Origin of the sequence: Arhodomonas sp. AD133 (genome assembly GCF_051195215.1) — a bacterium.
Classification (GTDB): Bacteria; Pseudomonadota; Gammaproteobacteria; order Nitrococcales; family Nitrococcaceae; genus Arhodomonas.
In genome coordinates this window covers 21,012-44,801 of sequence record NZ_JBNAZM010000033.1, presented here as the reverse complement: position 1 = coordinate 44,801, position 23,790 = coordinate 21,012, and the positions used below count along the sequence as shown (strand labels likewise).

Genomic DNA, 23,790 nt, shown 5'->3' with positions numbered 1-23,790 from the left:
CCCGTTCCGGGTTTCAACTGCGTACCACAAGTATGATCCGGCACCGCCCGCCCCGGGCGGTGTCACGGATCGTTTCGTATCGCAAGAGCGAGGAGAGGTAAATCCATGTCCACTACTGCTGCGGACGCCGTAAGCGGCGTCACAACGGGCGCGGGCGCCCGGCCGACCTGGTCCACCCGTCTGGCGTTCATTCTCGCGGCAGCCGGGTCGTCCGTGGGACTCGGCAATATCTGGAAGTTTCCCTATATCACCGGTGAGTACGGTGGCGGCGCATTCGTGCTGTTCTACCTGGGCTGCATCGCCGCGATCGGCCTGCCGGTGATGATGACCGAGGTGATGCTCGGCCGGCGCGCCCGGCGCAGCCCCATCGGCGCCATGCGCTACAACAGCGAGACCGAGACCGGCGGGCATCGCTGGGGGGTGGTCGGCATCATCGCGACGGTCACCGCTTTCATCATTCTGTCTTTCTACAGCGTGGTCGCCGGCTGGGCGCTGCCGTTCGTGGTGCACGCGGTGGGCGGGGCATTCACCGGTGCGTCCGCCGAGGAGATTGGTGGCCTGTTCGGCAGCCTGGTGAGCTCGCCGGGTGAGCTGACGATCTGGCACACGCTGTTCATGCTGCTGACCGTGGGGGTTTCCGCCGCCGGCGTACGTGCCGGCGTGGAGCGCGCCGTGCGTTGGCTGATGCCGGCGCTGGCGGTCATGCTGCTGATGCTGGTCGGCTACAACGTCGCCAACGGGGCCATGGGCGAGGCGGTGGCGTTCCTCTTCCAGCCCGATTTCTCCAAGCTCTCCGCCGAGGGCATGCTCGCGGCCATGGGCCACAGCTTCTTCACCCTGAGCCTCGCCAGCGGCGCGATGATGGCCTACGGCTCGTACCTGCCGGGCAATGCGAGCATCGCCCGCGCCTCGGTGACCGTGGCGATCATGGACACGGTCATTGCCTTGACCGCGGGGCTGGCGATCTTCCCTATCGTCTTCGGCAATGGCCTGGAGCCGGGTGCCGGGCCCGGGCTGGTGTTCCAGACCCTGCCCATCGCCTTCGGCAAGATGCCCGGTGGGGTGTTCTTCGGCACGCTGTTCTTCGTGCTGCTGGTAGTCGCGGCCTGGACGTCGTCGCTGTCCATGCTCGAGTCCCAGGCGGCCTGGCTGGAGGAGAAGGGGCTCTCCCGCTCCACCGGCGCCATCGTCGCCGGCGTCGCCGCGTGGCTGGTGGGCATGACCACGGTGTTCTCGCTCAATATCTGGTCGGACTTCGCGCCACTCGATGCCGTGCCCATGTTCGAGGGCAAGACGCTGTTCGACATCTACGACTTCCTCACCGCCAATATCTTCATGCCGCTGGGCGGGTTGCTGATGGCGGTGTTCGCCGGCTGGGTGATGAGCCGCAAGGCGAGTGCCGAGGCGCTCGGCATGCCCGAATGGCTGTATCGCGTCTGGCTCGTCATCATGCGATTCGTCGCACCGGCGGCGATCCTGGTGATCTTCGTCGCCAACTTCGCCGGCTGACGACGCGCGACCGGGGTGGCGCCGCCGCCCCGGTGACCCTCTCCCCCGATTCTCTTCGACAGGTGACCGCGATGAAGGAGCTGTTGCGAGCGTTCGAAAACCGCGCCCCGGAGATCGTCTTCGAGTGGAACGACTCCGAGACCGATGCGCGCGGCTGGGTGGTGATCAACAGTCTGCGCGGCGGTGCCGCCGGCGGCGGCACGCGCATGCGCAAGGGCCTCGACCGCCGCGAGGTGGAGAGCCTCGCCAAGACCATGGAAGTGAAGTTCACGGTTTCCGGGCCGCCCATCGGCGGCGCCAAGTCGGGCATCGACTTCGACCCGGCCGACCCCCGCAAGGAGGGCGTGCTGCGCCGCTGGTACCACGCCGTGGCACCGCTGCTGAAGAACTACTACGGCACCGGCGGTGATCTCAATGTCGACGAGGTGGGCGAGGTGATTCCCCTCACCGAGGGCTACGGTCTGTGGCATCCCCAGGAGGGGGTGGTGCGCGGCCACTTCCAGCCCCGCGAGAGCGAGCTCATCCAGAAGGTCGGGCAGCTGCGCATGGGTGTTTCCAAGATCACCGAGGACAGCCGCTACACACCGGACGTGCCGCGCAAGTACACCGTCGCCGATCTCATCACTGGCTGGGGCGTGGCTGAGTCCGTGCGCCACTACTACGACCTGTGGGACGGTGACGTCGCCGGCAAGCGGGTCATCGTCCAGGGTTGGGGCAACGTGGGTGCGGCGGCTGCCTGGTACCTGGCCCGTGCCGGGGCACGGGTGGTTGGCATCGTCGATCGCGTGGGCGGCATCATCGACGAGCAGGGCCTCGACGAGGCGCGGGTGCGCGAGCTCTACCTCGCCAAGCGTGGTAACTCCCTGCACGCTGACGATCTGCTCTCCTTCGAGGAGGTCAACCGCCGCATCTGGGACGTGGGCGCGGAGGTGTTCATGCCCTGTGCGGCCTCCCGCCTGGTCACCCGCGAGCAGGTGGACGCCATGCTCGCCGGGGGGCTGGAGGTCATCGCCTCGGGCGCGAACGTGCCGTTCGACGATCCGGAAATCTTCTACGGCGATATCTGCGAATACGCCGACCGTCACGCGGCGCTGATTCCGGATTTCATCGCCAATTGCGGCATGGCGCGGGTGTTCGCCCTGCTCATGGAGGGCGGCTTCGAGGTCTCCGACGAGGCGATATTCGCCGACGTCTCTGCAACCGTTCGCAGTGCGCTGCAGGCGGTCCATGCAGCCAATCCGCAGCGTACGGGCCTTACCGCCAGGGCGTTCGAGAATGCGCTCGCGCAGCTCGTCGAGGTCGACGAGACGCAGCCGCGGCAGGCGGCCAGCGCGTAGGGAGCACAAGGTACACACAAAGAAGTTGGAACGCGTAGGCCCGGACGCGTGCGCGCACGCGCATCGGATCCGGGCATGAACACGAGGCGGCGAAGCCGCACGTTACTCGGAACAGCCCTTGGCTGCCGGCGGCGAGGTAGCGGGCTCGCCGAAGAGCCCAAAACCGCGATGCAGACGGGTAAGTCAAACGCTCTGCCACGGATAGGCGGGGCGGACAGCGGCGGGAGACGCTGCAAGTACGTCCCTGTAAGCTCGTATGCCGCCCTCCCTGGCGGCATACGCTCCCGCCGCTGTCCGCCCCGCCTATCCCGAACCGCTGTGGGTTGCTCCGCGGCGCCGTCGCTCAGTTGAGCCGGGGAGCGGTTACGAATGCATCCTCCGAAATCGGCCAATGTCACGGTTCGGGCTTCCTTGCGCTTTGTGTTCCCTCCCATTGCCCACCGCCACACGTAGAAAACCCCCGGTCTGAGCCTTTTCTTTGCTCATCCCCGCCCCAACGCGAATCCGCGCATGGCGCGACCGAGACGGGGGCGCAAGCCGCACTTCGGAATTTGCACTGGCGCAGCGTTACCCACCGTCTACCATCGTCGGTATGAAGGGTTACGGCCAGTTCTGTCCGGTGGCCAAGGCGGCGGAGATCCTCAGTGAGCGCTGGACGCTGCTGATCATCCGCGAGCTGTTGTCCGGCTCTCACCGCTTCAACGACATTCGCCGCGGCATACCGCTGATATCGACCAGCCTGCTGACGCAGCGCCTGAAGTCCCTGGAGGAGCAGGGGGTCGTCGAGCGCCGGCACGCCGCGCGCGGGCTCGCCTGGGAGTACCACCTGACCCGGGCGGGCGAGGAGCTGGCGCCGATGGTGGAGATGGCCGGGCGCTGGGGGCAGCGCTGGGTGCGCAGCCATCTCCTGGAGGAAGACCTGGACGTGGGGCTGCTCATGTGGGACATGCGCCGGCGCATCCAGGTCCACGCGCTGCCATGGACGCCGGTGTGCATCCACTTCCGGTATCCCGACGTGCGTCCGGCCCACCGCGACTGGTGGCTGCTGGTGGAAGACACCGAGGTGGATCTCTGCCCGAAGGATCCCGGGCACGAGCCGGACCTGGATGTCGTCTCCGACTTGCGCACCATGTCCGCCATCTGGATCGGGAGCCTGTCGCTGCAAGCGGCCGTGGATCGCGGCCGGGTCACGCTGTACGGGCCCCTGAGGCTGCGCCGTAGCATGCACCACTGGCTCGGATTGAGCGTGTTCGCCGACGAGCCGCAGGCAGTCGGCAACCAACGCTTCAATCCCTGAACTTGTTCCCCGGGCCCACCGGCGTAGCGTGGGAGATGCCACACAACGGGGAGCCTGTCATGAGTGCCATTGCCTGCAAGCGAGTCGACGGCGATATCGCCTCTGTCACGGCCGCTGATGTGACTGCGTTCGGCGACCGCCTCGGCGGTGAGCTCTACACCACGGATACTGCCGGCTACGAGGAGGCCCGAAGTCTCTGGAACGCCATGATCGCCACCCGTCCGGCACTGATCGCCCGATGCCGCGGGGCCGCCGATGTCATCGAATGCGTGCGCTTTGCCCGCGAGCGCGACCTGGACTTCTCCGTTCGCGGTGGCGGGCACAACATCGCCGGCACCGCGCTGTGCGACGATGGCCTGGTGATCGATCTTTCGGCCATGCATGCCGTGCGTGCGCAACCCGACAGCGGCCATGCGTGGGTGCAGGGAGGTGCCACCTGGGCCGACGTGGACCGCGAGACCCAACCTTTCGCTCAAGCCGTGCCCAGCGGCATCGTGACCACCACCGGCGTGGCCGGATTGACCCTGGGTGGCGGGTTCGGCTGGCTTACCCGCCGATTCGGGCTGACCTGTGACCACCTGAGCGCCGTGGACATGGTTACCGCCGATGCGCGTTCGCTCACCGTGACGCCGGACAGCGATCCGGATCTGTTCTGGGCGCTGCGTGGTGGTGGCGGTAACTTCGGTATCGTCACGGGCTTCTCTTTCCGCACGGCGTCGGTCGGGCCCACGGTGCTCGGCGGAATGGTCGTGCACGATTTCCGGGACGCCAGGGACGTGGTCGCCCTTTTCCGGGATTTCACGGCCGCCGCGGCACCGGAGGTCACGACGCTGCTCATCCTGCGGCCGGCTCCGCCGGCGCCGTTTCTGCCGGAGTCGGTGCACGGCAAGCTGATCGCGGCTATCGCCGTGTGCTATGCCGGTCCGGTGGCGGACGGGGAGGCGGCTGTCGAGCCCGTGCGTGAGAGGGGCCGCCCGCTCGCCGATGTCATCGCGCCGAAGCCGTTCCGGACCCACCAGGCCATGCTCGACGCAGTGCAGCCACCGGGACGCCACTATTACTGGAAATCGGCGTTCCTCGACGAGATCTCCGACGCCGCGACGGACACGCTACTCGGCCACGCCGAGCGCATCGCATCGCCGCACTCCGGGGTCCTTCTGATGCACCTCGGCGGCGCGGCGCGTCGTCAGCCCGGGCAGGAGGCGGATCCCGCCGTCGCGCTCAGGGACTCCGAGTACGTGCTCAATATCGCCGCGTCGTGGACGGATCCGGCGCAGACCGAGGAGCACGTGGGCTGGGCGAGGGCGTTCTGGTCGGCGATGCGCGCGCACTCGGTGGGCGGTGCGTACGTCAACTTCCTCACTGCCGACGAGTATGCCGACCGCGTCGATGAAGCCTATCAACGGGACGTCGTCGAGCGGCTTTCCCGGGTGAAACGCCGCTTTGACCCGGACAACCGGCTGCGCCACAACGCGAATATCGCGCCGGTCCACCATTAGCACGTGCTTGTGAACGACTGTGTGGGTGTGACCGGCAGAAGGCCACACCCACAGTCGCTAAAGCCTGAGTTACGCCCGAAATCAGGGCAGCGGTGCGCCCATCAGATCGGTGTACAGGTTCCAGAACCTGTCACGATCGATGTCGAACACTATGTCGACTTTCTGGGTACCGACCGGAAAGCCTTTGCCCTCGTCTGAGTCACGCCGGCGGCTGTCGTGGTATCCGATGGACCGGCCGTAGTTCGGCCCGTATGTCGTGTCGACGTCGATGTACCGCGACTCGACGTCGGTAGCGATCGAGCGGTCGAGGAAGATTGCCGTGGTGATCGCATCCCACACGAATGTCTGGCGGTCGGGATTCTCCTCCCAGCGCTTGCCCTGCAGGTCTTTGAACATCCTCGTGATCGGTGTGTCGGCGCCGGCGACGATGCGATCGTATTGGGTCTTCGTGTAGTAGACCCGCTCGGCGACGTCGTTCGGGACGACGGTCTGCTTCGGGAATGGCGCCCGGAGAGCGATCCGGATCGCCTCTGGGTCGTACCACCAGTTGAACTCGGCAGCGGGTGTCGTGTTACCCGGGATGTCGATTGCCCCACCCATGTAGATCACTTCCTTGACGAGCGGAACCACGTCAGGGTACATGCGCGCGAGCAGAGCGATGTTCGTGGCGGGGCCTAGCGCAAAGAGCGTGATCTCCTTGGGGTTGGCCCGGATCTGCTCGGCGAGAAATTCGACCGCGTGCTGGTCCTCGGGTTCGGCTTCCGCGTATCCACCGTAGGGCGCTTCCCCGAGGGCGGTGTAGGACTCGGGGCGCTCGCGAGCCCATGAACCGAGGTATTCGGAGTTGCCGTAGAGCGCTTGCTCAGCGGCGAGGACAGGCTGTCGGTTGCCCATCAGAGGCTCCCCGGCGCCCATGAACACGGGAACGTCGGACCGGCCCACGAGTTGCAGCTGTCGCAGCGTATATTGGGTTCCCTCTTCGAGCCATGTATTGCCGGCGACAGTGGTGACGCCAAGTAGATTCACCTTGTCCGACGATTGGGTGAGCATGAACAACGCAATCGCATCGTCGTTCAGTTGGCCCATGTCGGTGTCCACGATGACCTTGGCGCGGTCCGCGGTTCCGGGGTCCGACGACGTTCCATCCACGACATCGGCTGCGCTTGCGATCCCGGTTCCGGCAACGCCCAGGCATCCAGCAAGGGTCGCTCCGATGAATCCGGCGGTCAGAAAGGATTTCAGGCGTTTACGGATCGTCATTGGGGTCTCCTCCATGAGTGCAGTCATGGTCTTGTGCAGAGGGTGGCCAGTGTCCTGGAACACTAACCGGGGAGTCCGGTGTTGAGCCGGGCCGACATCTTCTGGCGGTAATAGTCGATGATCACGGCGAGCACGATGACGGCACCGGTGACCATCTGCCGTGCGAAGTCACCGACGCCGAGTAGCAGCAAGCCGTTGGTGAGCACACCGAGCAGGCACGCGCCGAGGAATGTGCCGATAAGTGAACCTTTGCCGCCGAACAGGCTGGTGCCGCCGATAATCACCGCTGCGATGGCGGTGAGCTCGTAGCCCTGGCCGATGATGGGGCTCGCGGTGTGCAGACGGGTCAAGTAGATGATCGCGGCGAGTCCGGCCATCGCGCCAGAGATGCAGAACGCCGCAATCTTGTACCGCGAGGTGCGATGTCCGGCGAGACGAACCGATTCCTCGTTGTTGCCGATCGCGAATAGCAGACGGCCGAATACTGTGCGGGTGAGGACGAATTGCCCGATAGCGATCACCAGCAACGCGACGATGAAAACCGCTGGCATGCCCAGGAAAGTTGCGGTGCCGAAGTTCTTGAACGACTCCGGAAAGCCGAAGACAGCAGCGGCGTCAGTGGTTTGCAGGGCCGCACCGCGGGCGATATTGAGCATACCGAGAGTGACGATGAACGCCGGCACCGACCAGCGGACCGAAACGTAGCCGTTGATGAATCCACACACCAGGCCCACGAACAGCGCGGCGAGGATTGCGCAGAGGATCGCCAGCGGTACGGGCATGCCGCTGGTAATGACAAGACCCGCAACCATGGCGCTGAGTGCGAGAACCGAACCGACCGACAGGTCGATGCCTGAAACAAGGATGGCGAACGTCAGTCCGGCGGCAAGAATCGTGTTGAGCGTGATTTGCGTCTGAATGTTCGCAATGTTCTGCTCGGTGGCGAAGTTGGGCGCGGTGGCCATGAAGAAAAGGATCAGCGCGATCAGCACGAGCCCGATCCCGGTTTCGCCGAGTACCCAGCGTGCTGCGCGTGTCGATAACGGGACGCGCGGAGCGAGCGCTTCCACTGTTGTTTCCGTCATGGTCTCGCCCTCCTCTCCTCGTGCGCCCCGGCAGGAACCGGCGGCGCTAATGCTTCTGGATTACTGGTTTGCGGGGTATTGAGGAACTCGGCGTAGGCGTGGGTGAGAATGCCTTCCTGATCGAATTCCGTACGGGGCACGTTCGCGGCAATCCGGCCGCGCGAAAAAACCAGGATGCGATGGCACATCCCCATCAGCTCGCTGAGATCCGAGGAGACCATCACGATCGCTTTGCCCTGGCGAGCGAGCGCACCGAGAAGCCCGTAGATTTCGTGGCGAGCGCCGATGTCGATACCGCGCGTGGGTTCATCGACGATCAACACATCCGACTCGCGGTAGAGCCATCGACCGAGCACGACTTTTTGCTGGTTTCCGCCTGACAGGGTGCCGACGGCAGTCCCTATGGCGCCGACTTTCACCCGCATCCTGTTGGCGATCTCGGTTGTTTCGCGGCGCTCCTTGCGGCGTTGCAGCAATCCGCGTCGGGTGACCCTGGACAGGGTCGCGAGGCTGACGTTCACGTCACAGCCCATTTCCAGCACCAGACCCTGCTGCTTCCGGTCCTCGGTTGCGAGGCTTATGCCAGCGCGTACGGCGTCGCGGGGATCGCGGATCCGGACCGGTCGACCGTGCATCCGCACAGTGCCGCTGGACGGACCGTCCGCGCCGAACACCGCCCGCACGGTTTCGGTGCGGCCAGCGCCGACCAGCCCGGCCATGCCCACGATTTCTCCGGCACGCACCGTGAATGACACACGGCGCCCCAGTGCCGGTACGTGAAGGTCATCGACTTCGAGCAGGACCTCGCCGGGGATGACGTCATCGGGGAAGGGATGATGGTTGGCCAGGTCCCGGCCAACCATCATCCGTACTACCTCGGCCGTGGTCAGCTTATCGACGTCGCGAGTGCCTACGGTGGTGCCGTTGCGGAGAACGGTTGCGCGGTCACAGACGCTGAAGATTTCTTCGAGGTGATGCGAGATGTAGATCACCGCGACGCCCCGCTCACGCAGGCCCCGCACGAGTCCGAGCAGTCGCTCCTTCTCGGGGACCGTGAGCGTCGCTGTGGGCTCGTCGAAGATCACGATCCGTGCGTCGGTAGACAGCGCGCGTGCGATCTCGACGAGCTGGGTTTGCGCGAGACTCAGCCGCTCCATCGGTGTCCGTGGATCCACGTCGAGCCCGACTCTGTCGAGCAGCCTGCGTGCTGAGCGGTTCAGTTCGCGGCGTTGCACAATCCCGCCGCGCCGGGGAAGCCGGTCGAGGAACAGGTTTTCCGCGACGCTCAGGTTCGGCAGGCCGCTCAATTCCTGGTGCACGACGCGGATGCCGCTCGCGAGGGCTTGTTGGGGAGAGGCGGGTGTGTACGCTCGGCCGTCGAGTGTCAACGTGCCGCGGTCCGGCGGATGGACGCCGCCGAGTATGCGAACGAGGGTCGACTTGCCTGCGCCGTTCTCGCCGATGAGCGCGTGCACTTCACCGGCCCGGACGTCCAGGTCAACGCCATCGAGCGCGACCACACCGGGGTAGCGCTTGGTCACTGCGCGGACCTCGAGCATGCTCACGGCTGACCTCTCACTTCCGCGTGACGAGTTCGATCGGCGTCTTGACCCATTCGTCGGCGGACTCGCCGTTCAGGAGATCCAGGGCGATGTCGATACCGAACACGGCCTGCTTGGAACCGAACTGATCGAGCGTGGCGAGCAGCGACCCGTTGTCGAGGTGTGGCTGAACCTCCGGCAGGTTGTCGAAACCGACGACCTGGATGTCTTCCGTCTTGCCGGCGGCCTGCAGCGCGGCGATAACGCCGAGAGCCATCGAGTCGTTGGCTGCCATGACGCCCTGGATATCGGGGTGTGCAGCGAGGAGGTTCGTGAAGACCGTGTTTGCTTGTTCGGTCTCCCAGTTCGCGGTAGCGGATGCAATCAGATCGAGCTCGCCATCGGCGATCGCTTTCTCGAAGCCCTGCTTGCGCTGTTCGGCGTTGGCTGCGCCCTGGACGCCTTCGAGCATGACGACTTTGCCGTTGGCACCGATTTCGTCAGCGAGAACCATGCCCACTTGGCGGGCACCGTCAGCGTTGTCCGGTCCGACAAACGGGACATCGAGTCCTGCGGATGCCAGCGCCTCGTCGTCGAGCTTCACGTCGATATTGACGATCTCGATGCCCTGATCGGCGGCTCGTTTCAGTGGAGGGATGAGAGCGCGGGAGTCGGCAGGTGCGATGACAATCGCATCGACGCCCTGGGCGACGAGGTTATTCACCGCCTCGACCTGACCGACGATGTCGGTCTCGGACTGAATGCCCACCGACTTCAGCGTGAAATCATCGTTCGATTCGTCGTATTTCTCGGCGCCGGCCCGCATGTTCTGGAAGTACGGATTGCCGAGGCTCTTCATCACGAGGCCGACGGTCGGTTGCTCCCCGTCGTCAGTGTCTCCGGCGCCGGTCGAGCCGACATCCTGTTGTCCGCAAGCGGTGAGGGCAAACGTCGTGACAAGCGCTATCGATGCTGCCAAAGATCGGATTTTCATAGTCTCACTCCCTGGACTGAGGTATGCGGCAGGGTCAGAAAGCGACGCTGCTTCGGAGAAATACGTGCGGGTAGGGGGGCGTCTCACTGCTGCGGATGACAACCCGCGAGTCGCGTGATCGGCGTGTTGGTTCCTCGTGCGGAACCTGTGTGACATCCGAATCACCGAGCGTCGATTCCGGTCCGGCCCGTTGGTCAGTAATTGATTCGTCGGCAATCACGGCGACCTCGACCAATTCGTCATCGATGTTCGCGCCACCGGCGACTGCGACGGCTGTCACTGCTTGCCTCCTGGGGTACTGGCCGAGTTGGCGGACGAGAAGGGCGTTTCAGGGCATCCGCACGATCCGCGTGTGACGAGGTCGACTGGCAGCACCGTCGGGCCCTGCGGGGAGGCATGGTTCTCCCGCTGTCCGAGCAGCAAAGTGACGGCTATGCGGGCGAGCTCGCCAATCGGCTGGCACACCGTCGACAGCGAGGGCGTCGTCAGCAACGAGGCCGCGATGCCGTCGAAGGAGACCAGGGCAATATCGCGCGGGCACGTCAGGTTGAGCTCGGTCAGCGCTCGGAAAACGCCGACTGCCTGCTCGTCACTGGCCACGAAGATCGCATCGACATCGTTGTTCCTCGTAAGGATATCGAGCGCCGCCTCGCGGCCTGCGAACCGTCCGAGTGGCACCTCGCGCAGCGGTCCGGAATCCGCGTCGAAGCCTGCGTTGTTCAACGCGTCCCGCCAACCGCGTACGCGATCGCTGGTGTTCCGCATCTCCCGTGGCCCCGAGATGCAGGCGATCTTCTTGCGGCCGTGCTCGATCAGGTGCTCCGTCGCCATCTGTCCGCCCCGCTGGTTGTCGGACAGAACCTGTGCGGGCGCATCACGACCTTCGAGCAAACGGTCGAGTACGACCCAGGGCGTTCCGGTCCGCGCGATCTCTTCGGCCGCCGGGACGACACCATGTACCGGGATGAGGATCAGTCCGTCGACGCAGCGGTCGAGAAACGCCTGGACGTACGCGCTCTCACGATCGACGTCGTCGGTCGCGTTGCCGAGCAGCAGGGCATATCCGGTTTCGAAGGCGACTTCTTCGATCTCGCGGGCAAGTTCAGCGAAATAGGGGTTGGTGTTGTCGGGGACGACGAGCCCGAGACTCATCGTCCGGTTGGTGCGCAGCGACGCGGCTATTCGGTTGGGCCGGTAGCCGAGTTGCTCGACCGCTCGCAGGACTCGCTCGCGGGTGGCAGGGGCGACGCGGCGAGGCCCGTTGTTGAGAACGTAGCTCACAACCGCGGGCGAAGTGCCGGCCAGTCGGGCCACATCGTTTCGGTTGACCATTTGCCGGCCTTATCAACTCGTGTTGATTTCGTTACACAAAAAGCTAAGCACACAAAGACCAGGTCGGCAAGGTAGTTACTAATCTTCTCAGAGGTATTGTCATGTGTCAGAGCGCCACAGCGGTTCGGGGGCAAGGCGCGCTCGCGCCGGCGTGGCCGGGTCACGTCAAGCGAGCGCAACGCCGCCACCGGGCCGCTGTGGCGCTCCCTTCGGGCCGGACTGTGCGCCGATGGGGTCTGCGTTGCTCGCCGCTCATGGTGCCCGGCTACACCGCGCGCCTCGCGCCTTGCCCCATCGGCGCACAGTCCGGCTGACGCATGACAATACCTCTGAGAAGATTAGTATAGAAAGCATCCTGGCGCTCCCTTCGTATGCGCAACTCCAGTTGCTCCGATCGGCGCCATACGGCGGGTGTGTTGGCGTGCCGGAAACGCGACCGGATGCGCCACGCCACCAGGACGTGGCAATACTTTCGAAAGGCTGGTAAGCGGGCTAGCGGATCCTGTGGTGCACCGCAGTCAGGGCACGACGACCACCGGGGCGTCGATCTCGTCGAGGAGATTGCGCCCCGCCGGGCTCTCCATGGCGCGGCTGTCTCGGCTGAGCACCAGCGCCTGGCCCTGCTGAAGATTGAGCGTGGCCACCAGCGTCGGGGCATCGTCGGCGGACAGTGCCTGGAGGACAACGCGGCGTCCGTGGCGTTGCGCCCATCCCCGTGCGGCGTCGGCGATGCGTTCGTCACTGCTGCCGGGCGGGAGCAGGACGGTCAGGGGCTGGCTGGCGTCCCGCGCCATGGTGGCGGCGACGTTCATGGCGCGCTCGCCCACGGCAGTGTGTTCGTAGAGCACCAGCACGGGACGATCCGTGGCGGGGCGGTCCTCGCCGAGTACCAGCACGGCGCAGTTGGCCTCGCTCGCCAGACGCGCGAGGCCGACGCTCATGCCGGGGCCACGGCCCCGGTGCCAGCCGGGGCGGGCGATGATGAGCAGGTCCCCTTCCCGGGTGGTGCTTCGGGTGATGGCATCCGGCCGATCGCGGCTGATCTCGAAGCGCCAGCGTAGCGGCCGCCGCCGTGCCGTGCTGGCGAGGAGTCGATGAAGCTCGCCGGCGCGCTGGCGAAGCCGCGCCTGCAGGGCGGACTCGTCCACCGTCCGGATGTTGCCGGAGGTCAGGCCGATCTCCCGGCCGAAGGGCAGCCGGGCGCTGCGCAGCAGGTCCGTATCCTCGAGGAAGAGGCCGAGGAGCTCCGCGCCACGCCGCTCGGCGTAGTCCACGGCCGCCTGCAGCGCCGAACGCGAGGCGCGGGAGCCGTCCAGGAGAACGACGACGCGCTGGATGATCTCGCCATTGTGCTCAGTCCTGGCCATTGTCGTCCCGGCTTCCGCCGTTGTCCTCATCGCCATTGCCCGAACGCCCGTGGGCGAGCTCGGAGAAGTGTTGCAGGCGCTGCTCCACGCGGGCGTTGACGCTGTCGGCCTCGAAGGTGCCGTCATCCCGGCGCGTGCCGGCGGGCAGGCCGGTGAGCAGCTCCAGGGCCTCGTCGACGTGGGTCAGCGGCCAGATCCGAAAGCGACCGTCACGCACGGCCTCGACCACGTCGGCGCGCAGCATGAGATGGGCCACGTTGGCGGCGGGCAGGGCCACGCCCTGCTCGCCGGTGAGCCCGCGTTCGGCACAGACGTCGAAAAAGCCTTCGATCTTCTCGTTCACGCCCCCCACCGCCTGAACCTGCCCGTGTTGGTTCAACGAGCCGGTGACAGCGATGGACTGGCGCAGCGGCACCTCGGCGAGCACCGAGCACAGGGCGCAGAACTCGGCCACGGACGCGCTGTCACCGTCCACCGTGCCATAGGACTGTTCGAAGGCGACGCTGGCGGCGAGGGACAACTGGCGCTCCCGGGCATAGCGCGAGGCGAGGAGGCTGGAGAGGATCATCATGCCCTTCGTGTGAATACTGCCACCGAGCTTGGCCTCGCGCTCGATGTCCACCATGTGTCCGCGCCCCAGGCGTGCGTTGGCGGTAATGCGCGTCGGCCGGCCGAACGCGTGGCCGCCGAGCTGCAGCACCGACAGGCCGTTGACGCTGCCGACAGCCTCGCCTTCGCTGTCGATCAGCAGCGTGCCCCGATGGATCGCGCGCCCCACCTGATCGCGCACTCGCGAGGCACGATGGGTCTGCGCCTCGATCGCTTGCTGAATATGTGCGGCGCCAATGTGTTCGCTGTCGGCCTCGGCCGCCCAGTAGTCCGCCTCGGTGAGGAGATCGGCGATAGTGCGGTTGTGCGTGGTCAGGCGCTCGCCGTCGTCGGCGAGGCGGCTGGCCTGCTCGATGACGCGGGCCACGCCGTCGCGGTCCAGCGGGCGGCGGGTGGTGTTGCGGGCGACCGTGGCGATCATGCGTGCGTACACCGGCAGGATATCGTCATTCCGGGCCAGGTCCTCCTCGAAATCCGCCTGGACCTTGAACAGCTCCAGGAAGTCCGGGTCGTGGGCGGCGAGCAGGTAGTAGAGCAGCCGATCGCCGAGCAATACCACTTTCACGTCCAGGGGCACCGGCTCGGGCTCCAGGGATACGGTGCTCATCAGGCTGTAGAGCTGCTCCAGGGATTCGGTCTTCACCGAGCGGGAATACAGCGCGCGCTTGAGCGTCTCCCAGGCCAGGGGCTGGAACAGCAGCTTGCGTACGTCGAGAACCAGGTAACCACCGTTGGCCCGGTGCAGGGCGCCGGGTTCGATCAGCCGGAAGTCGGTGACCAGCGCCCCCTGCTGGACATGGTGCTCGACCCGGCCGACGAGGCGCTGGTGCCCCGGGTTGTCCTCGTAGATCACCGGCGCGCCCTGGCGGTCGCCGTTGCTGACGAGGACATTGACGTGGTAGCGGCGAAACAGAGCCTCTGCGGTCTCCCCGCCCTGACCGTCCTGGCCGACCACGGACTCCACGTTCGAGGTGACGTGGCGCTGAATCGCGTCCAGATGTTCGCGCACCCTCGGATAGTCGCGCCAGGTCTCGCGGAACTCGGCCATGCGGTGGCCCACCGCGAACACGGCCATTTCCTCGTTGAGCGCGCGTATCTTCTCCTGGGTTTCCTTGCGCCAGCGTGGCAGTTGCTGGATGACCTCCTGTAGCTGCGCCTGCAGGCGCTCGATGATCGCCTCGATCTCTTTGCGCTTGTCCTCCGGCAGCTCACGGAAGCGCTCCGATTCCATGACCTCGCCCTTGTCGTCACGGGGGGCGAAGGTAAAGCCGCCCGGCGTCTGCAAAAGCGCGATGTTGTGCTTTTCCGCCTCGTCGTGGATTTCTCGAAAGGCGTTCTGCTGGCGCTCACCGAAGGCCTGGTGCAGCTCGCGCAGACGGTTGTGGTATTCGTCGCTTTCGAAAGTCGCCGGGATGGAAGTGCGCAGCTCCTCGATCAGTTGCTCCAGGTCCGCGCGCAGGCGTTCGCCGTCGCCGGCGGGCAGCTGGATGAGCCGCGGCGCATTGGGGCGGTCGAAGTTGTGGAGATAGCAGCAGTCCGGGGGCACCGGCTCGTCGGAGGCCCGATTCCGCAGGAAACGCTCCACGACCTCATGCTTGCCGATACCCGGTGGTCCGAGCACGTAGAGGTTGAATCCTTGGCTGCGGATACTCGCGCCGAAGCGCAGCGCGTCGATGGCGCGATCCTGACCGACGATGGTCTCCAGCGCCTCCAGCTCGTCGGTGGTGGCGAAGTCGAAGCGTTCGGGGTCGCAGCCGTGGTAGACAGCGTCGGCGGTGAGCGGCTCGGGTCTGGCCATTCCTGCATCCTTCCGGAGGTGGCGGTGCGATTGTTTGATGCCGGACACCCAACAAACATTTACTTTTTGTCGCGATTGCGCAAGTACCCGGTCACGCGGGTTGTGTTTCCGTCGCGTCGCTGTGCAAGGATATTCGCATCCGGATCGTGAGATGAGGAGGAGCCATGGTGGCAGCAGGGGCCAAGGCAGGCCGCGGCGGTGCGAGTCGGATGGAGGCGGTGGACGAGCGTTTCCGTACGTTCGTCCGGGCCTGGGAAGGGGAGGCCATGCCGGAAACGCTCCCCCGCTCCGCGCTGTGCGAGCTGTTCGACTCGCAGATGCTCTCGCGGCATCTGGATTTCGAGGCGCGGCACATGCGTGCGCGCAACGAGGGGTTCTACACCATAGGCAGCGCCGGCCACGAAGGTAACGCGGCGGTGGCGCGTGCCCTGCGGGCGAGCGATCCGGCGTTTCTCCACTATCGCTCCGGGGCCTTCATGATGGAGCGCGCCCGCCAGCTTCCCGATGTCGATGCGGTCTACGACACGGCGCTGTCCCTCGCCGCGAGCGCGGAGGATCCTATCGCCGGCGGTCGCCACAAGGTCTGGGGATCCCGTGCGATGTGGGTGGTGCCACAGACCTCCACCATCGCCTCGCATCTGCCCAAGGCGGTGGGCACGGCGCTCGCCATCGGTCAGCACCGGCGTGACGACCCCCCTTTGCCGGTGCCGGACGACGCGCTCGCGGTATGCAGCTTCGGCGATGCCTCCGTGAACCACGCCGCGGCCCTGGCCGGCTTCAATACCGCCGCCTGGTCGGCGTTCCAGCATCTGCCGTGCCCGGTGCTCTTCGTCTGCGAGGACAACGGCCTGGGCATCTCGGTGGCGACGCCGCCGGCGTGGATACGCGAGAGCTTCCGCGCCCGTCCGGGCATCCGCTACTTCGAGGCCGACGGCCTGGATGTGGCCGAGGCGTATCGGGTGGCCCGCGAGGCCGCCGAGTACGTCCGGCGCACGCGCATGCCCGCATTCCTCCACTTGCACGTGGTGCGTTTGCTCGGCCATGCGGGCTCCGACGTGGAGGCCACGTACCGGCCCGCGGCGGCGATCGAGGCGGACGAGTCCCGGGATCCGCTCCTGCGAAGTGCAGCGTTGGCGATGGCCACGGGCGCGCTGACGCCCGAGGCCGTGCTGGAACGCTACGAAGCGGCTCGGGCGCGGGTCGCCGACGCCGCCCGGCGTGCCGCGGCACGCCCGCGGCTGGCGAGCCGCGAGGCGGTGATGGCGCCGCTGGAGGCCGGTGATCCCGAGGCCGTTGCCGCGGAGGCGTGCCGGCGAGCGGACGACGAAGCCCGGGCCGCGGCGTTCGGCGGTCATGATCGTCTGCCGGAGCGCCAACCGCCCCGGCATCTCGCCGTGCAGATCAATCGCGCGCTCCACGATCTCATGGTCACCTACCCCCAGGCCCGGATATTCGGCGAGGACGTGGCGCGCAAGGGCGGTGTCTACACCGTTACGGCGGGCCTGCACCGGGCCTTCGGCCCGCGACGGGTGTTCAATACCCTGCTGGACGAGACGGCTATCCTGGGCCTGGCACAGGGGGCGGGCCTCATGGGCCTGATGCCGATCCCGGAGATCCAGTACCTCGCCTACCTGCACAACGCCCTCGACCAGCTTCGCGGCGAGGCCTGCTCGCTCGGGTTCTTCTCCGGGCGTCAGTTCGCCAACCCGATGACGGTGCGCATCGCCGGGCTCGCCTACCAGAAGGGCTTCGGCGGACACTTCCACAACGACAACTCCATCACCGCCCTGCGGGACATACCGGGACTGGTCATCGCCTGTCCGTCACGGGGCGATGATGCCGTGGGCATGTTGCGCACCGCCCTGGCCATGAATCGCGTCGACGGCGCCGTGGTGGCCTACCTGGAGCCGATCGCGCTGTACATGACCAAGGACCTCCACGAGAACGGTGACGGTGGCTGGTGCTTCGACTATCCGCCGCCGGGCGAGGCGGTACCCATGGGCGAGGGGCGCGTCTACCACGACCACGCCTCGGATCTGCTCGTGATCACCTACGGCAACGGCGTGTGGATGTCGCTGCGGGTGGCCGAGCGGTTGGACGCTGCCGTGCGCGTGCTGGATCTGCGCTGGCTCAAGCCGTTGAATGCCGCACAGATCGTCGAGCATGCGCGTGCCACCGGGCGTGTTCTGGTGGTGGACGAAGGCCGCCGGACCGGCGGTCTCGTCGAGGAGATCTTCACCCTGCTCGACGAGTACTGCGGTGAGGGCATGCGCAAGGCCCGGGTCAGTGGTGCCGACAGCTATATCCCCCTGGCGGAGGCGGCCTACACGGTGCTCCCGGGGGAGGGGGAGATCGAGCAGGCGGCCCGGCGTCTGCTGGAATAGGCGCTGCCACGCGTCCCGTCGAGATGCGCCCCCGGACAGCGGTGAATATTCCACTGTGACGCATTTCACGCCAAGCATTGCGGCCTTGCGTCCTGACCGCCCTGGCACGCAGACATGCAGCGACGTTCTGATACCGGACACTACCGTGACGGTGAGAAGATAGTCCGCATCGATGCACGTCCGACCAGGAGGCAGAATGAGCCGCGGCTACCACACGATGACGCACTGGGGCGCCTACCGGATCGAGGTTGCCGACGGGCGGGTGCAGGCCGTTCATCCCTGGTCGGAGGACCCCGACCCGTCCGCCATCGGCGCGGTACTCGCCGAATCCCAGGGGCCGGAGCGGGTGACCCGGCCAATGATCCGCCGGGGTTGGCTGGAAGGCCGTAGCACCGCCGAGTGTCCCCGCGGCGGGGACGAGTTCGTCGCCGTGGATTGGGATGACGCCCTGGGCCGCGTGGCAGGGGAGTTGCAGCGGGTGCGGGAGCGCCACGGCAACGAGGCGATCTACGGCGGCTCCTACGGCTGGGCGAGCGCCGGGCGGTTCCACCATGCCCAGAGTCAGATTCACCGCTTCCTCGCCGCCATCGGCGGCTACGTGCGCTCGGTCAATTCCTACTCCCTCGCCGCCGCCGAGGTAATCACGCCGTACGTCGTGGGTTACTCCTACGACGAAATCCAGGCGGCGGCGACGTCGCTCGACGTGGTCGCCGGGCACACCGAGCAGTTGGTCTGCTTCGGCGGCGTGCCGTGGAAGAACGCCCAGGTGCAGTCAGGGGGACAGGGCCGGCACGTGGTCGCCGGGCACTTGCGCCGGGCCGCGGAGCGCGGTTGCCGGCTGATCAACCTCTCCCCGCTGCGTGCGGACCTGGAGACGCCGGGGGCCGAATGGTGGCCCGTGCGGGCCAATACCGACCTGGCGATAATGCTGGGCATCGCCCACACGCTGGTGGCCGAGGGGCGCCACGACGAGGCGTTCATCGAGCGGTACACCAGCGGCTTCGAGCCATTCCGTGCCGAGCTCATGGGCGAGTCCGAGGCACCGGCGCGGGATGCGGAATGGGCCGCCGGCGTCAGCGGCGTACCCGCGGAGGCCATTCGCCGGCTGGCGCGGGATATGGCCGGCCACCGTACGCTGATCAACGTGAGCTGGTCGCTGCAGCGCGCCGATCACGGCGAGCAGGTCTACTGGATGGCCATGGTACTCGCGGCGCTGCTGGGGCAGATCGGGCTGCCTGGGGGTGGCTTCGCCCTGGGCTACGGGGCGGTAGGCTCGGTAGGCAACGGCGCCCATCGGGTCAAGCTGCCGGCACTGCCCCGATTGCCGAATCCGGTGCGGGCGTTCATTCCGGTGGCGCGCATTGCGGACATGCTGCTCCACCCCGGTGCGACATTCGATTACGACGGCGGGCGGTATACCTACCCGGACATCCGCCTGGTCTACTGGGCGGGGGGGAATCCCTTTCACCATCACCAGGACCTCAACCGTCTGGTACGCGCCTGGCAGTGCCCGGAGACCGTGATCGTCCACGAACCCTTCTGGACCGGCACGGCGCAGCACGCCGATATCGTCCTCCCGGCGACCACGCCGCTGGAGCGCAATGACTTCGGTGGCTCCTCCCAGGACGACACGCTCATCGCCATGCAGCAGGCGCTGCCGCCGGTCGGCGAAGCGCGCAATGACTACGATATTTTCACCGCGCTGGCTGAACGGCTGGGTGAACGGGAGCGTTTCTCCCACTCACGCAGCGAGGGGGAATGGCTGCGCGCGCTCTACGAGCAGCTCCGTGAGCGCCAACCCGTGCTGCCCGATTTCGACACCTTCTGGCAGCGGGGCTGGTGGCGGTTCGGCGCCGATGAGCCGCCCGTGGCGCGGGTTCTGCTCGCCGGTTTCCGTGCCGACCCACAGGAAGCCGCCCTGCCCACGCCCAGCGGACGGCTGGAGATCCACTCGCCGCGCATCGAGGCGATGGGGCTGCCGGACTGCCCGGCGCACCCCACCTGGCAGCCGCCGGCGGAGTGGTGCGGGGCGGATGAGGCCGGGCGTTGGCCGTTGCACCTGCTCTCCCATCAACCGGCCACCCGCCTGCACAGCCAGTACAATCACGCCGGCCCCAGCCGGCAGGCGCGGATCGCCGGCGCCGAGCCGATACTGATTCATCCCGACGATGCCCGGCCACGGGCCATCGCCGACGGCGACCGCGTGCGGGTCGCCAATGATCGCGGCGCCTGCCTCGCCGGTGCCCGGGTCACCGACGCGGTGATGCCGGGGGTGGTGGTGATGCCCACCGGCGCCCCTTTCCTGCCGCAGACGCCGGGTAGACCCGGCGCTCTCGAGCTTGCGGGCAATCCCAATGTCCTCACGCGGGACCGCGGCACCTCGCGCCTCGCCCAGGGGCCGACCGCCCAGACCTGCCTCGTCGACGTGCGTCCGGCGGCGGATTACGCCGACACCGACACTGGTTCCCGCTCGGGGGCGCGAACCAGTGCCTGATAGGCCCGCATGAGCTCGCGGGTCACCGGGCCCACCGGGTAGCGGTGGCCGGCTGCCTCCACGATGGGCAGTACTTCCAGGGAAGAGCCGGTGGTGAAGACCTCGTCGAAGCGGGCGAGCTCGTCCAGCGCGACCCGACGTTCGCTGACCTCACGTCCGGCCTCGCGGGCGAGTGCAATGACCTCGCGGCGGGTGATGCCGTCCAGGAAACAGTCCGGGGTGGGGGTGACCAGTGCGCCGTCACGGACGAAAAACAGGTTACCGCTCGAGGTCTCGGCGACGTCGCCGTGGTAGCCGAGCATGAGCGCGTCGTCGAAACCGGCGGAGGCGGCCCGGGCCTTTGCCTGGGTGCCGATGGTGTAACCGCCCGAGGTCTTGCTTGCCGTGGGGAATGTGGCGGGATCCGGGCGCCGCCAGTCAGCGAGCGCCAGGCGCAGGCCGCGCTCGGCTTCGCCGCGGCTCCAGGCCGTCGGCCACTGCCAGGCGGCGATGGCCACGTGGGTGGTCATGGTCTCTGGTGCCACCGACAGCGAATGCGCGGATCGCCAGGCGATGGGCCGTACGTACACGTCGTCGAGCCCGTTGTCGCCAACTACGGCATCACAGGCCGCACACAGTTGCGCCTCGGGGTAGGGCAGCGTGTAGCCGAGGAGCTCGGCCGAACGCGCCAGGCGCTGGATATGCGCCTCGAGGCGAAATATGTGCCCCCCGTAAGCCCGCATGCCCTCGAATACTGCGCCGCCGTAATGGAGGCTATGGGTCATCACGGGGATCTGCGCCTGGGATTGGGCGAGCATTTCGCCATTGAGCCACAGCCGTTGCGGGGAATTGTCGTTGTTCGGCATGGGGTCACGCTTTCTCTCTGGGGTATGTTAAGCGATTATTGCGCGTGGGCCCGGTATCGCCCATTGGGTTTTTCTGAACGCTGGATCAGTACCTCTTAGCCGGCGACGATGGGAGGAGGGGGCATTTTCTTGATAGTGAGTGAACGTCAGGCATCGCCGGGGCGGCTCATTGGCCGGTCGTTCCCCCGCGGCAACGGCGTCGATCGCCCGGCGGCGACGGTGCAGCCGTGAGCGGCCGTCGCCCCCCGTTGCCACTGAACGCGCTGCGCGCCTTCGAGGCCGTGGGTCGCCATCTGAGCGTGCGCGACGCCGCCCGGGAGCTGTCGGTGACCGCGCCGGCGGTGAGTATGCAGGTTCGACATCTCGAGGAGTACGTGGGGGTGCGCCTGCTCCAGCGCCAGCCTCGCGGCCTGACACTCACCCGTGCCGGCGAGCGGCTGCTGCCGGCACTCACCCGCGGGTTCGACGAGATCGGGGGGGCGGTCGGCGAGCTGCGCTCGGCGATGGAAAATGCGCCGCTGCGCCTTAGCGTGCTGCCCACCTTCGCGACCTACTGGTTGATGCCGCGCATGAAGGACTACCCGTTCGGCACGGCCGGCTTCGATCTGCACATCTCCACGAGCCACGACATGGTCGATCTGCACGCCGGGCACTTCGATGCGGCCATCCGTCACGGTAACGGCGACTGGGCGGAGGTCGACTCGGAGCTGCTGTTCCGCGAGTCCGTGGACCTGGTCGTCAGCCCCGCCGACGATTACCCGGGTGGCGAGAGCGGGTTGCGCGAAACCCTGGCGGCGAAAACACTATTCATGTCACGCCATCGGCGGGACGCCTACAAGGCATGGCGGGCACAGTTCCAGTCGACGCTGCCGGCGCCGGCGGCCTGTGTCGAGGTGGATTCCACCGGTCTGGCCATGAAGGCCGCGATGGAAGGCCTGGGTGTGGCGCTGGTATCCGTGGAAATGGCGGCGCCGGAGCTGGACGCCGGGCGCCTCGTGCGCCCGTGGCCGGCGGGCTACGCGTTGGAGCAGGGCTACTACCTGGTCTGTGATCCGGCACGGCGGGACGACCGCCGCTTTCGCCAGTTTCGGGAATGGCTGCTCGCCCAGTGTGCGGCCGAGTCCGGCAATCGGGTCACCTCCCTTACCTCCGGGTGAGCGCGTACAGGGCGGTGGCGACCTGGTGGGCCGGATAGCGTCGCAGCCGTTCCACCAGCGCCGCCCAGGCATCGTCGTCACGTGCGGTCTCGCACAGGCCCGCGCTTGCCGCCGTCAGGCCCGTGAGCCGGTCCGGACGTCCCACCCGGCCGGAGGCCGTGGCGAGGCCCGCGTTGCGCAGCCAGTGCATGTGAACGGCAACGGTATCCGGTGCGTATTCCGTCAGGGCTTCGACGGGGAGTGTTTCTCCCGCGTCCAGACGCTGCAGCCGGTCGATGAGCTCGCGTAGTAGCGCTTCGTCCAATTCCATGGTGTCTCCGTTACTGATCTTCTCAGCGGCGATGCCGGAGGTCGGTTCCGCCGCCAAGGCGAATGCCCCACGTGTCAGCGACGAGCGCGCGTGACATGATCGGCAGGGAGGCCCTTCAGGGTAACGTAGCCGGGGCGCCGGGGCGTGCCATCGCCGGCATGGGAGAGTGATTCGGTAATGGGTGAGAACACGGGCGGAACACGGCGGCTCGGCCGCGGCATGCTCATGGTCTTCTGGGTACTGGTGCTGGCACTCGGGACCTGGCTGTACCGCGGGGCCCTCGAGGTCCGCCACAATCCGAACCAGTCCGTGACTCAGCGCGTCACCGACGCGGGGGTCACGGAAGTGGTTCTCACGCGCAATGCTGCCGGGCACTTCGTGGCCACCGGCGCGATCAACGGGCGGCCCGTGGAGTTCCTGCTCGACACCGGCGCGACCTACGTGGCCGTTCCCGGGGCGCTGGCGCGGCGCCTTGGCCTGGAGCGCGGTGCACAGGTGAGCTTCAAGACCGCCAACGGTAGCAGCGTCGGTTACCTGACCACCCTGGATACGGTCACGCTCGGCGGGCTCACCGGTGAGCGGGTGCGGGGCTCGATCAACCCCAGCATGGACGGAGAGACCGTGCTGCTCGGGATGTCCTACCTGAGGCGGTTCGCGATCGAGTTCGAGGGCGAACGCATGATTCTGCGTCCGCCCTCTGCGGACGGCGGCTGACTCAGTCGTCGCGTAGCTGGCTCGCGCGCACCCAGCCGCTGTCACCGCCACGCGTGCGCACTTCGACCCAGCTGCCGTCGCGGTCGGTGATGGTTACGCGCTCGCCGGGATCCAGGCGCCGTTGGCGGTCGCCGGAGGCGCTGGGCGTGTCGACGAGGTAGGGGCTGGAATAACCCGCCCGTGCATCGTCGCCGGCGAATGTCGCGGGTGCCAGCAGGCAGCCGGCGATTAGTGGCAATGCGGCGTATCGCATGGTCG

Annotated in this window: 18 protein-coding genes; 8 read left to right on the top strand and 10 right to left on the bottom strand. The window is 67.0% G+C overall.

The window, feature by feature from the left end:
* The first annotated feature begins 105 nt into the window (after window positions 1-105).
* The 4 genes from ACPEES_RS16325 (at window position 106) to ACPEES_RS16310 (ending at window position 5,642) form a co-directional block, all read left to right on the top strand.
* Window positions 106-1,509, top strand: coding sequence for a sodium-dependent transporter (locus ACPEES_RS16325; protein WP_435104622.1), 1,404 nt, complete (start codon window positions 106-108; stop codon window positions 1,507-1,509).
* A gap of 71 nt (window positions 1,510-1,580) precedes the next feature.
* The gene (locus ACPEES_RS16320; protein WP_435104621.1) at window positions 1,581-2,846 is read left to right on the top strand and encodes a Glu/Leu/Phe/Val dehydrogenase dimerization domain-containing protein; all 1,266 of its coding nucleotides are present in this window, start codon (window positions 1,581-1,583) and stop codon (window positions 2,844-2,846) included.
* Window positions 2,847-3,438: 592 nt separating this feature from the next.
* Window positions 3,439-4,143 (top strand): winged helix-turn-helix transcriptional regulator, encoded by a 705-nt coding sequence (locus ACPEES_RS16315; RefSeq protein WP_435104620.1) that lies wholly within the window; start codon window positions 3,439-3,441, stop codon window positions 4,141-4,143.
* 59 nt (window positions 4,144-4,202) lie between these two features.
* Window positions 4,203-5,642, top strand: a complete 1,440-nt coding sequence (locus ACPEES_RS16310; protein ID WP_435104619.1) for an FAD-binding oxidoreductase — start codon at window positions 4,203-4,205, stop codon at window positions 5,640-5,642.
* 81 nt (window positions 5,643-5,723) lie between these two features.
* On the opposite strand, the gene ACPEES_RS16305 is transcribed toward ACPEES_RS16310, so the two are convergent.
* From ACPEES_RS16305 to ACPEES_RS16275, 7 genes are all read right to left on the bottom strand, one after another.
* A complete protein-coding gene (locus ACPEES_RS16305) occupies window positions 5,724-6,902 on the bottom strand; it encodes a nucleoside hydrolase (RefSeq protein ID WP_435104618.1) in 1,179 nt (392 codons plus the stop codon).
* 62 nt (window positions 6,903-6,964) lie between these two features.
* Entirely contained in the window at window positions 6,965-7,894 is a 930-nt protein-coding gene (locus ACPEES_RS16300; RefSeq protein WP_435104617.1) for an ABC transporter permease, read from the bottom strand.
* An 89-nt stretch (window positions 7,895-7,983) separates the two neighbouring features.
* The gene (locus ACPEES_RS16295) at window positions 7,984-9,546 is read right to left on the bottom strand and encodes a sugar ABC transporter ATP-binding protein (protein ID WP_435104639.1); all 1,563 of its coding nucleotides are present in this window, start codon (window positions 9,544-9,546) and stop codon (window positions 7,984-7,986) included.
* 16 nt (window positions 9,547-9,562) lie between these two features.
* Window positions 9,563-10,522 carry a sugar ABC transporter substrate-binding protein gene (locus ACPEES_RS16290; protein WP_435104637.1) on the bottom strand — a complete coding sequence of 320 codons (960 nt, stop codon included), beginning with the start codon at window positions 10,520-10,522 and terminating at the stop codon, window positions 9,563-9,565.
* Between the two features lie 276 nt (window positions 10,523-10,798).
* The gene (locus ACPEES_RS16285) at window positions 10,799-11,836 is read right to left on the bottom strand and encodes a LacI family DNA-binding transcriptional regulator (RefSeq protein ID WP_435104615.1); all 1,038 of its coding nucleotides are present in this window, start codon (window positions 11,834-11,836) and stop codon (window positions 10,799-10,801) included.
* Window positions 11,837-12,372: 536 nt separating this feature from the next.
* The gene (locus ACPEES_RS16280) at window positions 12,373-13,221 is read right to left on the bottom strand and encodes a universal stress protein (protein WP_435104614.1); all 849 of its coding nucleotides are present in this window, start codon (window positions 13,219-13,221) and stop codon (window positions 12,373-12,375) included.
* Complete coding sequence (locus ACPEES_RS16275; RefSeq protein ID WP_435104612.1) at window positions 13,208-15,628, bottom strand: Lon protease family protein; 2,421 nt, start codon at window positions 15,626-15,628, stop codon at window positions 13,208-13,210. The genes ACPEES_RS16280 and ACPEES_RS16275 overlap by 14 nt, the downstream gene beginning before the upstream one ends.
* Window positions 15,629-15,792: 164 nt before the next feature.
* Between ACPEES_RS16275 and ACPEES_RS16270 the strand changes: the two genes are divergently transcribed.
* Both ACPEES_RS16270 and ACPEES_RS16265 read left to right on the top strand, forming a co-directional pair.
* Window positions 15,793-18,012, top strand: coding sequence for a thiamine pyrophosphate-dependent enzyme (locus ACPEES_RS16270; protein WP_435104611.1), 2,220 nt, complete (start codon window positions 15,793-15,795; stop codon window positions 18,010-18,012).
* 196 nt (window positions 18,013-18,208) lie between these two features.
* The gene (locus tag ACPEES_RS16265; RefSeq protein WP_435104610.1) at window positions 18,209-20,506 is read left to right on the top strand and encodes a molybdopterin-dependent oxidoreductase; all 2,298 of its coding nucleotides are present in this window, start codon (window positions 18,209-18,211) and stop codon (window positions 20,504-20,506) included.
* Here the strand turns inward: ACPEES_RS16265 and ilvE are convergent.
* Complete coding sequence (ilvE, locus tag ACPEES_RS16260) at window positions 20,455-21,351, bottom strand: branched-chain-amino-acid transaminase (protein ID WP_435104609.1); 897 nt, start codon at window positions 21,349-21,351, stop codon at window positions 20,455-20,457. The two genes, ACPEES_RS16265 and ilvE, sit on opposite strands and share 52 nt — an antisense overlap.
* Window positions 21,352-21,578: 227 nt before the next feature.
* Between ilvE and ACPEES_RS16255 the strand changes: the two genes are divergently transcribed.
* Window positions 21,579-22,508, top strand: coding sequence for a LysR substrate-binding domain-containing protein (locus ACPEES_RS16255; protein ID WP_435104607.1), 930 nt, complete (start codon window positions 21,579-21,581; stop codon window positions 22,506-22,508).
* Here the strand turns inward: ACPEES_RS16255 and ACPEES_RS16250 are convergent.
* Complete coding sequence (locus ACPEES_RS16250; protein ID WP_435104606.1) at window positions 22,495-22,818, bottom strand: hypothetical protein; 324 nt, start codon at window positions 22,816-22,818, stop codon at window positions 22,495-22,497. The genes ACPEES_RS16255 and ACPEES_RS16250 overlap by 14 nt on opposite strands.
* 177 nt (window positions 22,819-22,995) lie before the next feature.
* Here ACPEES_RS16250 and ACPEES_RS16245 point away from each other — a divergent pair, with 177 nt between their 5' ends.
* Window positions 22,996-23,532, top strand: coding sequence for a retropepsin-like aspartic protease family protein (locus tag ACPEES_RS16245; RefSeq protein ID WP_435104604.1), 537 nt, complete (start codon window positions 22,996-22,998; stop codon window positions 23,530-23,532).
* Between the two features lies 1 nt (window position 23,533).
* Here the strand turns inward: ACPEES_RS16245 and ACPEES_RS16240 are convergent, their stop codons facing one another.
* Window positions 23,534-23,785, bottom strand: a complete 252-nt coding sequence (locus tag ACPEES_RS16240; protein ID WP_435104603.1) for an SH3 domain-containing protein — start codon at window positions 23,783-23,785, stop codon at window positions 23,534-23,536.
* Window positions 23,786-23,790 lie beyond the last annotated feature (5 nt).